This is a genomic window from Bacillota bacterium (assembly GCA_024655925.1).
Lineage (GTDB): Bacteria > Bacillota > DTU025 > DTU025 > JANLFS01 > JANLFS01.
This window is the reverse complement of the sequence record JANLFS010000025.1, coordinates 3,150-14,967: the sequence shown is the minus strand read 5'-3', so window position 1 is coordinate 14,967 and position 11,818 is coordinate 3,150. Positions and strand designations below refer to the sequence as shown.

Annotated in this window: 12 protein-coding genes; 1 reads left to right on the top strand and 11 read right to left on the bottom strand. The window is 61.5% G+C overall.

Annotated features, from left to right (window positions below; translation table 11 throughout):
• Nucleotides 1-152 precede the first annotated feature (152 nt).
• The gene (locus NUW23_05555) at nt 153-536 is read left to right on the top strand and encodes a helix-turn-helix domain-containing protein (protein ID MCR4425644.1); all 384 of its coding nucleotides are present in this window, start codon (nt 153-155) and stop codon (nt 534-536) included.
• 57 nt (nt 537-593) lie between these two features.
• On the opposite strand, the gene glgA is transcribed toward NUW23_05555, so the two are convergent.
• The 11 genes from glgA to NUW23_05500 form a co-directional block, all read right to left on the bottom strand.
• Nucleotides 594-1,733, bottom strand: coding sequence for a glycogen synthase (gene glgA / locus NUW23_05550; GenBank protein MCR4425643.1), 1,140 nt, complete (start codon nt 1,731-1,733; stop codon nt 594-596).
• 26 nt (nt 1,734-1,759) lie between these two features.
• Nucleotides 1,760-3,274, bottom strand: coding sequence for a hypothetical protein (locus NUW23_05545; protein MCR4425642.1), 1,515 nt, complete (start codon nt 3,272-3,274; stop codon nt 1,760-1,762).
• Nucleotides 3,275-3,386: 112 nt separating this feature from the next.
• A complete protein-coding gene (locus tag NUW23_05540; protein MCR4425641.1) occupies nt 3,387-4,574 on the bottom strand; it encodes a PLP-dependent aminotransferase family protein in 1,188 nt (395 codons plus the stop codon).
• Nucleotides 4,575-4,677: 103 nt separating this feature from the next.
• Nucleotides 4,678-5,214, bottom strand: a complete 537-nt coding sequence (locus NUW23_05535; GenBank protein MCR4425640.1) for a 2-oxoacid:acceptor oxidoreductase family protein — start codon at nt 5,212-5,214, stop codon at nt 4,678-4,680.
• The gene (locus NUW23_05530; GenBank protein MCR4425639.1) at nt 5,211-6,038 is read right to left on the bottom strand and encodes a 2-oxoacid:ferredoxin oxidoreductase subunit beta; all 828 of its coding nucleotides are present in this window, start codon (nt 6,036-6,038) and stop codon (nt 5,211-5,213) included. The genes NUW23_05535 and NUW23_05530 overlap by 4 nt, the downstream gene beginning before the upstream one ends.
• On the bottom strand, nt 6,039-7,181 hold the full coding sequence (locus NUW23_05525) for a 2-oxoacid:acceptor oxidoreductase subunit alpha (GenBank protein ID MCR4425638.1): 1,143 nt from the start codon (nt 7,179-7,181) through the stop codon (nt 6,039-6,041).
• Complete coding sequence (locus NUW23_05520; protein MCR4425637.1) at nt 7,171-7,428, bottom strand: 4Fe-4S binding protein; 258 nt, start codon at nt 7,426-7,428, stop codon at nt 7,171-7,173. Before NUW23_05520 ends, NUW23_05525 begins: the two co-directional genes overlap by 11 nt.
• 23 nt (nt 7,429-7,451) lie before the next feature.
• The gene (locus NUW23_05515) at nt 7,452-8,732 is read right to left on the bottom strand and encodes an adenylosuccinate synthase (GenBank protein ID MCR4425636.1); all 1,281 of its coding nucleotides are present in this window, start codon (nt 8,730-8,732) and stop codon (nt 7,452-7,454) included.
• Nucleotides 8,733-8,886: 154 nt separating this feature from the next.
• On the bottom strand, nt 8,887-9,249 hold the full coding sequence (locus NUW23_05510; protein ID MCR4425635.1) for a hypothetical protein: 363 nt from the start codon (nt 9,247-9,249) through the stop codon (nt 8,887-8,889).
• A gap of 87 nt (nt 9,250-9,336) precedes the next feature.
• The gene (locus tag NUW23_05505; protein ID MCR4425634.1) at nt 9,337-10,272 is read right to left on the bottom strand and encodes a diacylglycerol kinase family lipid kinase; all 936 of its coding nucleotides are present in this window, start codon (nt 10,270-10,272) and stop codon (nt 9,337-9,339) included.
• A 25-nt stretch (nt 10,273-10,297) separates the two neighbouring features.
• Nucleotides 10,298-11,818 (bottom strand): molybdopterin-dependent oxidoreductase (locus NUW23_05500; protein ID MCR4425633.1); only part of this gene is annotated, 1,521 nt, incomplete at its 5' end.

Here is an 11,818-nt window from a genome sequence, read left to right as displayed (position 1 = left end):
AGAACCCGGGTGGTATCCAGTCCCATCTGATTCCATTTGAGCTAAGCTGTGGCTAGTCTCATGGTAGCACACGGAGCACTATTCATCAATGGCAATAGTGCTCCGCGTCGCTTCCATCATGCGGCCCCGCCGGATAGGATTTAGCTGGGACGGTGAGGGACGTGAAGGACCACAGCCTGATGATAGGCCAGCGTATCAGGGAACTCCGGAAACGCCGTGAGATGACGCAGGAGGCACTCTCGGAGCAGTGCGGCGTGAACGCGAGCTACATCGGGCAGATAGAGAGGGGCGAGAAACAGCCTTCCGTCAGAGTCCTCGTGTCAATATCCAACGCACTCGGGCTGGAGTTGAACGACCTTCTCTCTGTGGGCGCCGGCCCGCGAGACGAGGCGGTTCGCCGCCTACTCGACATCCTCTCAGACTGTCCTGCGGAGATGATCGATGTGGTGTCACTCCACGCAGAAGTGGTCAGGGAAACCTTCACCAGGCTTGCCCGCACCACACCGGGCCCCGGGAACCACCGCGACCCAGCTTGATCCCTGCCAGGCATTGGACCTGATCCCCGAGGCAGGATTCGAGACCGCATTCCTTCGCTATGCACCCTCCTCCGCGGCCTCCACGTACAGATCAACTGTCTGCCTTGCGATGGCGTCCCATGAGAATGTCTCTTCCACCCGGGCACGGCCGGCTCGCCCGAACATGCGAGCGAGTTCCGGGGACCCGAGCACTTGATTGATGGCGCCCGCCAGGGCCCGTGGGTCCGCCGGAGGCACCAGGAGTCCGGTCCTCCCGTCCACTACGACCTCAGGTATCCCCCCGACCCTCGTCGCCACCACCGGTGTCTCGCACGCCATCGCCTCCAAGTTTATGATGCCGAAGGGTTCGTACACTGATGGACAGACGAACACTGAGGCGTGGCTGTAGAGTTGCACTACCTGATTCCTGGGAAGCATCCTATCGATCCACACCACGTTCTGCATGTCACGGACTCGCGCAGCAAGCTCGTCCCGGATTCCGGGGGTGTCTGGCGCCCCCGCGCACAGTACTACGCCGACACCAGAGCGAAGGTGCGGAACGGCATCCAGAAGATGCATTATGCCTTTCTGCCGGGATATCCTCCCCACGAAGAGTATGTATGGTTCCCTCACTCCCAGATCGGCCAGGGCACTCTTGTCTTCGGTCTTTCGGTACTGTGAAAGGTCTATGCCGTTATGGACGACTCGCACCTTCTCCGCGGGGATCGCGAAGTGCCTCAGGATGTCCTCTCTCATGCCTCCGGACACAGCGATTACCAGGTCGGAATTCTCGATCCCGACTTTCTCCATCCATGCGGAAAGCCTGTATCCTCTCCCCAGCTGCTCCTCTTTCCACGGCCGCAACGGTTCGAGGGAATGGATTGTCGTCACAAGCTTGACCCCGTATAAGGTCTTCGCAAGGAAACCCGCAAAGAATGTGTACCAAGTGTGGCAGTGCACGATGTCCGAGTGGATTGGGTCCTTCACCATGTCCAGATCGGCTGACATGGGGTCCAACACCTTCTTCAGCCTAGGGTCAGACCCGCGAGACAAGTCCGGCCACGCCCGATACCCCTTTACCGGGAAGGGATCCTCGGTCGTCTCGCGCTCGCCGAAGCACCTGACCTCCACACGCATGAGCCTCGCGAGGGCAGACGACAGGTAGTCCACGTGTACCCCGGCGCCGCCGTATATGTTCGGAGGGTACTCGTTGGTCATGATCGTGACAGAAAGCGGCCTGTCCTTCACGTCGCACCTCCTCCAACCCGCGCAAGGCTAGTCTTCACTCCGCGCAGGGGAATCATGACCCAGTCAGGCCTGTTGTTGATCTCGTACCTCAGTTCATACAGGGCCTTCTCCAGTTCGAACAGGTGAAGAATCAGATCGCGAGCAGCACCCGCAGGCACAAGCCTCGCGTTTCCTGTCTGCTCTAACCCACCGAAGTACCCGGTGAGAAAGGCCCGCCTCGCCGAGGCCTCCCACCCAAACGCCGCCGCGCGGGCCGCGTCCATCCGCGGCTCGTCAGTCCCGAGCGATAGTATCGCCGACTCCGCCGCGTAGTTCAGGGATCGGAGCATCCCCGCCACGTCCCGAAGCGGACTGGAGGGCATCCGCCGCTCCTCAAGAGACGCCAGGGGCTCTCCCTCGAAATCGACTATGGCGAAGCCTGAAGCGGTGGCCAGCACCTGTCCGAGGTGAAGATCCCCGTGGCAGCGGATGACTTGCCCGAGGTAGCCTTGCGCTGAGGTGATCCTGGCCATGACGGTGCGGATGATCCCTTCGTTCTCCAGCACCCAGCGGCACTGTCGTTCCAGCTCGCATCGAGCGCCACCACCAGCACAGCGTATGGCTCTGACCGTCGCATCCAGCCTCTCCTCCATGCGCGACAAGAAGGAGCGAAGGAGCGCCACACTGACGGGGTGGCTGCCGAACCCTTTCGCCGGGACGGACGCAAGTGCCGCGTGGAGCCTCGCAACGACCTGCCCAAGCTGGACGAACCGTTCCTCGCACCCCCACATCCAAGGAGGCCCCGGGGCCAGAGGGTTCCCGTGATCTCCCCTGGCCACCTTGCCGAACACCTCATGGAGCTCGGGAGCCAGAAGGCCCCACAGGTCACCGAGGTGATCTACGAAGGCCTGCCGCACCGCTATAGAAAACCTGGCCCCTGATGGGTCAATGTACGACGCTTCCCCTTCGACGGTGGACGTCTCCCGGAACGAAGTATGCTCCGCCAGCGCTGCCCCTATCTCGACGTCAGGGTTGATCCCCGGCACCATCCTCCGAAACGTCTTGAACACGCTTGCCCTGCTTGCTCCGACGAGTGAGTTCGTATGAGTGTCAGAGACTTGCATAATCCGCCACCTGGGAGGGCTTCCAATACCGCGAAACTCGAATCGCCCGTACTTCGCCGCAACGTTGCCCCCGGATTCCATCTGCTGGGCGAGGGCCTCCACGTACCCAGGCGACCCTGCCGCGTCCGCTGCCACGACATCGCCCCACGGGCCCCGGGCGGTGGCATAGATCGGCCCATGCACGCACGTGCCGGCCTCCGCCAGCTCGATCGGGACGAAATACCTGCCCGCGCCTTCGAACTCAAGGCACGCCAGGACGATTCTCCCCTCGCCTCGCGCAGCAGGGAACACGGCGTAGTCCGACACAGTGAACCCTCTTGGCACCTCCGCTTTCGCTCCAAACCATCTTTGGTTCGAGATCACCGATATGTCTACCCTTCTGATCACGAAGTCGAACAGCGGGTCCATCCTCCGGCACCTCCTCACCGCCTCGAACCGGCGGGACAAGGAAAAGGGCCCGGTCGCCCCGCCTGTGTGGCGCCCGGGCCCCATACGTCTCAGACGTCTGGACGAAACGGGGTCACACGCTCATGGCCCGCTTGATCACTCGTCCGAGCCTCAGCATGCCCTCATCTATAGCCTCCAGGCTCGCGTTTGAGAAATTCAGCCTCATCGTATTCTGCCCCGATCCATCAGCGAAGAAAGGCGAACCAGGGATGAAGGCGACTCGTTCCTCAGTTGCCTGTGTGAGCAGGGCTCCAGTGTTGATGGTCTCCGGCAGGGTGGCCCACAAGAACAGGCCGCCCTGTGGACGCGTCCACGACGCCCCTTGGGGGAAGTATCTCTCGATGGCGCGAAGCATCGTGTCACGCTTGACCCTGTAGGCTTGTCGGGTGGCATCCACATGGGGACCGAGGTACCCCCTCATGCAGAACTCCGCCACCATCCGCTGCGCCAGGTTGTTGGTGTGGACGTCGGACGCCTGCTTGCCGATAACCATCTTCCTCAGAATGTCAGGCGGGGCCGCCGCGTAACCGACCCTCAGGCCAGGGGATATGACCTTCGAGAAACTGCCCAAGAGGATGTGTGTCCCCTTTGTGTCGAAACTCGACACCGCAGGCAGAGGATCACCGTCGTACCTCAGCGCAGCATAGGGATCATCCTCGAGGACCACGACCCCGTAACGCATGGCGATTTCCATGACCTCCCGCCGCCTCTCGAGCACAAGCGTGGTCCCGGTGGGGTTTTGGAAGGTTGGAACGAGGTAGATCAGCTTGGGGTTGTAGAGCTCCACAGCTCGTTTGAGAGAGTCCGGGCGCATGCCGTCTTCATCCGAGTCGACGAGACCGAATTGGGCCTCATAGCACCTGAAGATGTGCAGAGCCGCAAGGTAAGTCGGCCTCTCGACCAACACGAAATCCCCGGGGTTGATGAACGCCTTCGCGGCCAGATCGATGCCCTGCTGGGAGCCGGAGAGGATGAGCACCTCGTCGGAGCTGACCGAAAGCCCTCTTTCCTCGAGAGACCCCGCTATCCAGGCTCTCAGAGGACCGTACCCCTCGCTCGTGGCGTACTGGAAAACCTGTTTCCCGGCCGTTCTCAGGATCTCATCAGCGAGCTCCCGCAGCCGGTCCACGGGGAAAGACTCAGGAGATGGAAGACCACCTGCGAAGGAGATGATGTCCGGTTTCTCGGTGAGCTTGAGGATCTCTCTGATGACATTCCCGCTCAGCCCCTGCATCCGCGCCGCGAACATGGAACTGTCCAAGAGTACATCACTCCCCGAAAACTGATTGGACTCAGCCTACACCCGTGGTATTCGCCGTCTGATCGCCAACACCTTCCATACTGCCCTGCATCAGGTCAACTCCTCAAACGGAGGTCCTGACAGCTTCTATTCCCGCGCGAAGCGCCGCGAGATTCGCGTCCGCCGTTCCGCGAGGCACGCGGTTCTTCACTGCGCGCTCCAGAGACTCCCAGGACACGAGCTTCGCCACCTCGTTTAGGATACCCAGCGCAACTATGTTGGCCATGATTGTCCGGCCGGTTGCATTCTTCGATATCTCTGTGATAGGAAACCCGTACACCGGTCCCCCGGTCTCGGGCATGGACCCCACCAGCCCCGAGTCCACCACCGTTGTGCCACCTTTTTGAACCGTGCACGCGTAACGTGCGCACGCTGCGTCGGACATCAGAAGGAGTACGTCCGGTGAGGTGACCTTGGGGTAATCCACAGGTTCGTCACTCATTACGACCTCAGCTTTGGATGCACCGCCTCTGGCCTCCGGACCGTAGCTCTGTGTCTGGACCACTTCATGTCCATCCAGCATTCCTGCTTCAGCCAAGATGATGCCGGCGAGAATCAATCCCTGTCCGCCGAACCCCGAAAGCCTGATCTCCCTTCTCATTTCCCCGCCGCCTCCTTCGCCCGCTGGATCACCTTGGCGTAGAGCTCGCTGTAGTCCGGGGCGTCACCCCGGTGGAACTCGCCTATGATGATCTTCCCTGCCAGATCTGCCGGGTCGAGTTTCGCGGCTGCCGCTACGGTGATGGAGTTCTTTTTGAACCACTCGATCAGTTCCACCGGCCCGCCCAGTCTGTTCTTCCGGCCGAAATACGTCGGGCACTGTGTGACCGCCTCGACAAATGCGAATCCCGGCGTGGTCAGGGCGTGTTCCACGTATGTGGATAGCTGTCGGGGATGGGCGGTGGTAGCCCGGGCCACGTAGTTCGCGCCGCACGCCCGAACGAGATCACACAGGTCGAAGTTGCGTTCGACGTTCCCGTATGGGGCAGTGGTGCCGAGCCTCCCGCTCGGGGTCATGGGCGAGTACTGCCCCGATGTCATCCCGTAAATGGAGTTATTGAAACAAACAGTGGTGATTCCGAGATTGCGCCTGGCCGCGTGGATCAAGTGGTTGCCTCCGATCGCCGCCGCATCGCCGTCCCCGGTCAGCACGATGACGCGAAGTTTCGGGTTGGCGACCTTGATGCCAGTGGCGAACGCGAGGGCACGCCCATGTGTCGTATGAAGAGTGTTGAAATCCAGGTAACCCGGCGCCCTCGAAGCACAGCCTATTCCAGACACCACGCAGATGTCATCCTTGGGAATCTCAAGCCTCGCGATGGCCCGGAGCACCGCGTTCATGATGATGCCGTGGCCGCATCCGGGACACCATATGGTTGGCATCATCGCCGGCCTCAGGTACTCCTCGACTGGCACGGTCACCATCTACACCTCCTCTATCCTGGACAGAATCTCGGCCGGTGTGATAGGCTCCCCATCCACCTTTGAATACCCCACGACTTCACACCGGTTACCGGCGGCCCGCTCGACCTCGCCCAGAAGCTGGCCCATGTTCATCTCAGGCACTATTACTCGTTTGACAGCCGAGGCAATCGCGGCAACCTTCCCGGAGGGGAAAGGCCAGATGGTCATGGGCTGAAGAAGCCCGCATCTCAGGCCCTTCTCACGCGCGAGCTGCACAGCCCGCCGCGCGGACCTTGCGGTGACCCCGCATGCGACCACGCACGTATCGGCGTCATCCACAAACTCCTCGCGGGTGAACGTAATCTCGCTCTGCGCCGCGGCTACTTTGGCGTGGAGTCTCCGTATGAGGAAGTCGACCGCCTGGGGTGAGGAAGTTGGATAGCCCGTTACGTCATGGTAGAGGCCCGTCACATGGTACCTGTACCCCGTTCCGAAATCCGCCATTGGAGGAACCCCGTCCGGTTCAGCCGCATAGGGTAGGTAATCCTCAGGCGGAACCGTGGGCCTGGGCCGGTGGTGGATCTCAATCTCGGACTCGGGGGGTATGACGACCTTCTCCCGCATGTGGGCAACAACCTCATCGAGGAGAAGGATCACAGGTGTACGGAGCCTCTCTGAAATGTTGACCGCCTGTATTGTCAAATCGAACACCTCAGATACGGAAGACGGGTAGAGAGCGACCGCAGGGTGGTCCCCGTGCGTTCCCCATCTCGCTTGCATCAGGTCACCCTGTGCGGGGGATGTGGGAAGCCCGGTGCTGGGCCCGGTTCGCTGGACGTCCACTATGACACATGGGACCTCCGTGAAGGCGGCGAAGCCGATGTTCTCCTGCTTGAGCGAGAATCCAGGTCCGGACGTGGCGGTCATCGACTTCAGTCCAGCGAGAGAGGCGCCTATGATCGCGGCCATGCTGCCGATCTCATCCTCCATCTGGATGAACTTCCCCCCTTCCTGGGGAAGCCTCTCCGAGAGGATCTCGGCGATCTCAGTCGACGGGGTAATGGGGTAACCGGCGAAGAACCGGACTCCAGCGAGCAGAGCGGCTTCAGCGCAACTCTCGTTGCCCTGCAGGAGTCTGACGCTTATGTCGGACTTATTCGACATTTTGCACATCCCCCTTTACGGGCTTGGCTTTGCGTTGCTTCGCCCCCACGACCCGGATCGCGAAGTCCGGGCACATGATCTCGCAGGTCTCGCACCTAATGCATTCGTCCGGCCTGGCCACAGCGGCCTTGCCCCCCGCCCCCGCCTCCAGGACCTTTGTGGGGCACACAGCTATGCAGATGCCGCATGCCTTACACCACTCCAGCTTGACGACGACGGGGTTCTCTGGCTCCTGGGGTGAGTCCATGAACGTCCCTCCACATCTTGCTGTTAGTCGGTTTCAAACGTCTGATCCCTCCTGGGACCGACAGATACAACGCCGATCTTGACTCCGACGAGGTGTTCGATTCTACGAAGGTAGGATCTCGCCGCCTCGGGCAGATCCGCTTCTGACCGCGCATCGGATATGTCGCCTCCCCATCCAGGGAGGTCCTCGTAGACCGGCCGGGCCCGCCCCATCAGGAACCCGGCGGGAACTGTCGTGACCCTCTTCGTGCCTTCCCAGGTGTCAACGTCATAGGCCACACAGACCTTCACAGACTCAAAGTTGCTCAGAACATCTAGTTTCGTCACAGCGAGCCTGGTGAAGCCTGAAAGGCGCGCGCTGAACCGGGCGGCCACCGCGTCGAACCATCCACACCTTCTGGGTCTTCCGGTAGTGACCCCATACTCCTGCCCCACGTCCCGCAGACGCTGCCCGACTGAATCATGGAGTTCTGTGGGCATCGGCCCTTCCCCCACCGCAGTCGAGTAGGCCTTGACGACCCCCACGACTCTCGTGATCCTCGAGGGAGGTATCCCCGCCCCCACCGCTCCTCCACCTGCGATGGGGTTTGAGGAAGTGACGTAAGGGTAAGCGCCCCAGTCGAGATCCCTCATGGCTCCAAGCTGGCCTTCCAGAAGAATGCGGGCATCTCGCTCCAGGGCATTCCATACGTAGGATGTCACATCCGCCACGTGAGGACGGATCAACGGGCAGGTCTCCCAGATCTCGTCGATTATGTTGTCCGCCGAGACGACCGGTGCCCCGTACACTCCGGAGAGCACCCGGTTCGCACGGTCCACCTGAGACCTCACCCTTTGGGTGAAGTGATCACGGTCGTATAGATCGCATACCTGCAATCCCCATCTGGCCGCCTTGTCGGCGTAGGCCGGGCCAATTCCCCGGAGAGTAGTACCGATCTTTGCCCCTCTGAACTGCTCTTCGGCCCGGTCCAAAGCGATGTGGTAAGGCATGACGAGGTGGGCCCTGTCTGAGATGACAAGCTTGTCCAAAGACACGCCCGCCTCGGAGAGCGCACGCATCTCGCCAGCGAGAGAAACGGGGTTCACCACGACCCCAGTGCCTATCACGCACACGGTGTCAGGGTTGAAGATACCGGATGGTATGAGGTGCAGCCGGAACTCACCTCTGTCATTGACCACAGTATGCCCGGCGTTGTCCCCACCCTGGAACCTGATGACCATGTCGGCATCACGCGCGAGGTAATCAACAATCTTGCCCTTCCCCTCGTCTCCCCACTGGGCACCGAGGACGGCGGTTACTGCCATAAGGCAACTCACCCCCAGCCTGGATCTTGCTCTGGGCCTCATCGCCACACAAATAGGAACCCCGGGCCGCGGTTCGGCGGGGGTTCATCGAGCCAACCATTAACATTCTACCATCAATCGCTGGTGACGGCAATCACAAACCAGGAACGGTCTGTCAGACTGAGTCCCTCAGAACCAGCTCTACGGGGCCGGTTTCCCGGAGGACCACCGGAAGGTGAATCTCGTGATGCCCCGGAGACAACCTTACTGAAACCACCGAGACGGTCACAGGCACGTTGACGGGCAAGGCAACAGGAGACGACGGAGACACCTCCAAAGCCGCAACCCTCTCCTCGCCGACGTGAATCGCAACGGAATCCGGATTCTGCTCCGCCCCATCCACCACTAACGAGCCGACGGCAGTGAGAGTCCCTCTGGCCAGCGAATTCCTCAACCTGAACTGGAAACCCGAGTCAGTGTTCTCTAGGCTTCCGGGGACATACAGCCTCCTGAGGATCGTCTCTGGCACCACGATCAAGTCTCGGTACACCCCCATTCCTGACCAGGCCCATCTCGGGCACCACCATAGGATACGCTGCTCAAGCGGCTCGTATGCCGGGATGGGCTACGATAGATCCGCCGCGATGAGCTGAAGTGCGCCAGGGACGATCTCAAAGGTAGCCGGCGCACACCCGGGTATTTCGCCGTCGAGTTCCAGGAGGCTCTCCGTTCCCCCGAAAACCTCGAGCCGGCGTGCCCTTACCACGCGAACCTTGGGATTCCGAAGGTGTGTCCCTGGGTAGATCTTCGGTATGTTCCGAAGAAGCCCTAACCTGGTCAAGTCTCCGACGATCACCACGTCGAACAAGCCGTCGTCGATCCGGGCGTCCGGAGCGATCTTCATGCCGCTGGCGAGATACCGGCCGTTAGCAGCAGCAACCAGGACGACACGCCGTTCGGGCATCTCTTCCCCATCAAGGACCAGCCGCACCTCCTTGTTGCGGTACCGCGCGATGCTGAGAACCGCTCCGAAGAGGAAGGAGATGAACCCACCCATGGCCTTGCCCATCCTGTTGGTCACGGCCGCGGTATCTCCTCCCAGGCCTACGTCACCCACGTTCAAGAAATGCCGCTCCACGGTGGACCCGTCAAACCCGCGGCAGCGGACCAAGCCGACGTCGGCTCTGATCACACGCCCCCGGACGAGCGCGTCGACGGCCTTACCGGGCTCCCTGGGAAACCCCAAGGTGCGCACGAGGTCGCACCCGCTCCCGGTGGCGACAACCCCCATGGTGACCCCGGGTGATACCGGCTTACCGGAATCGAACAAGCCGTTGACCACCTCGTTGACGGTCCCGTCCCCGCCTACCACTATGATCGTGGCGGCCCCGGCCAAAGCGGCCTCCCGCGCCATTTCCGCCGCATGCCAGGGCGCTTTCGTAAGCTCAAACGAGAAGCTGAGGCCGCGTGATTCCATCGCGCTTCTCAGGTCCGGCCACATCCTGCCTGTTCTCCCGTGCCCGGCAGTTGGATTGACGATTACTTTGACTGCGCCCTCCATCTCAATCGCCTCCGTCTCCCAAAACCTACCGCAGTTTCTCCACGGCACACCCACAGTCATAGAATGCGGCCTGCCTTCCTATGTCCGTGAGGTACTCCCCTGTGAGGAGGTTGACCCCTCCCCCCCTCGTGCCCGGGCGCCCGTTGGGTGCCACCACGACATCCGGGCGAACCGTCGGATCCAACCTGGCTACGAAGTCCACCTCTCCCCTTGGTGACCGCAACCGGACCCTGTCACCGTCACAGATCCCGCCGGCAGCAGCCGTGGAGGGGTGGATTCGGAGACCCGGCGGGCCCGAATCGTCTCTGCATGAGACAACCTGGTCGAACTGAGAATGAGTCCGCCATCTGGGTTGGGGCGTAATGAGTGTCAGCGGATATTCCGAAGAACACGGCTCCGCAGGCGGGATGTAACTGGGCAACGGGTCTTCGTCACCTGATGTCCCAGACTCTGAGAGTAGTTCGAGACGGCCTGACGGAGTGCGGAACGCTCTGTCTGACCACGGCACCATGGGGGCGTTCGGGTCCCTGATGGCACCTTCAGCCTCAAGTCGTTCCAGCGTCAGGCCACCGCGTGCCATTGGCTCCAAGGCGTACTCCAGCCATTCCCTAGGGGACCTCTCAAAGTGTCTACCGAACCCGAGCCGGGCGGCGAGGGCGGTGAAGATCGACAGGTCTGAGCGGGACTCTCCCAGAGGCTCCACAACCCGAGGCCCGAAGGCCACGAAGTTGTGCCAGTACGACAGGTACACGTCTTCTTCCTCGAGAAAGGTGGTGCACGGGAGAAAGATGTCTGCCTCCCTGGCAGTGTCTGTCATAAACTGGTCAATCACTATCACAGTCGAAATCCGCTCGAAGGCATCCCGGATCGCGCGGGTATGCGGGGACTGACAGAGCGGGTTGGATCTCGCCACAACGGCAACCTCGATGCCGGGATCCTCCAGCCCCATCAGGGATGACCCCAGGCTCGCGCGGTCGACCGCACGTTCCGCCGAGGCGAACTCGCGCCCATTCAGGGCTCTCGTCCTCTTGGTGTTCCTGTGGGAGTAGTTCGTGCCGCCGCCCGGGACTCCTATGTTCCCGGTTATCGCAGTAAGGGCATCAATGGCACGCACGGCTCCGCCTCCTCCTGCGTGCCTTTGGAGCCCGAACCCTACCCAGATGCTGGCAGGTCTAGTGCAGGCGTACTCTCGCGCAAGTCTTCGTATCCTGGCCGCGGGGAGGTCACAGATCTCCGCGGCACGTTCCGGGGGCATGGCCTGGGCCACCCTCTGGAATTCCTCGAAACCGTGCACGTATGAACGCACGAATTCCGTGCTCCAAAGCCCTTCAGCGATAATGACTTGGGCCATAGCAAGGGCGAGCGCACCGTCCGTCCCCGGCCGAGGCTGGACGACCTCGTCGGCGAACACCCTGGACTCTGTGGAGACGGGATCGATCAACACCACCCGAGCGCCCCTGGATCTTGCCTCCCGGATGAAGGGGAGCATGTGGATGCTGGTGACCGCAGGGTTCTTCCCCCAGAGAATCATGAACCTGGTGTTAGG

What these genes read in the sequence shown, in the direction of transcription:
- NUW23_05520 (MCR4425637.1), bottom strand. Translation starts at nt 7,428, where the DNA reads ATGGACTCACCCCAGGAGCCAGAGAACCCCGTCGTCGTCAAGCTGGAG.
- NUW23_05535 (MCR4425640.1), bottom strand. Translation starts at nt 5,214, where the DNA reads ATGAGAAGGGAGATCAGGCTTTCGGGGTTCGGCGGACAGGGATTGATT.
- glgA (MCR4425643.1), bottom strand. Translation starts at nt 1,733, where the DNA reads ATGACCAACGAGTACCCTCCGAACATATACGGCGGCGCCGGGGTACAC.
- NUW23_05515 (MCR4425636.1), bottom strand. Translation starts at nt 8,732, where the DNA reads ATGGCAGTAACCGCCGTCCTCGGTGCCCAGTGGGGAGACGAGGGGAAG.
- NUW23_05545 (MCR4425642.1), bottom strand. Translation starts at nt 3,274, where the DNA reads ATGGACCCGCTGTTCGACTTCGTGATCAGAAGGGTAGACATATCGGTG.
- NUW23_05530 (MCR4425639.1), bottom strand. Translation starts at nt 6,038, where the DNA reads ATGGTGACCGTGCCAGTCGAGGAGTACCTGAGGCCGGCGATGATGCCA.
- NUW23_05525 (MCR4425638.1), bottom strand. Translation starts at nt 7,181, where the DNA reads ATGTCGAATAAGTCCGACATAAGCGTCAGACTCCTGCAGGGCAACGAG.
- NUW23_05505 (MCR4425634.1), bottom strand. Translation starts at nt 10,272, where the DNA reads ATGGAGGGCGCAGTCAAAGTAATCGTCAATCCAACTGCCGGGCACGGG.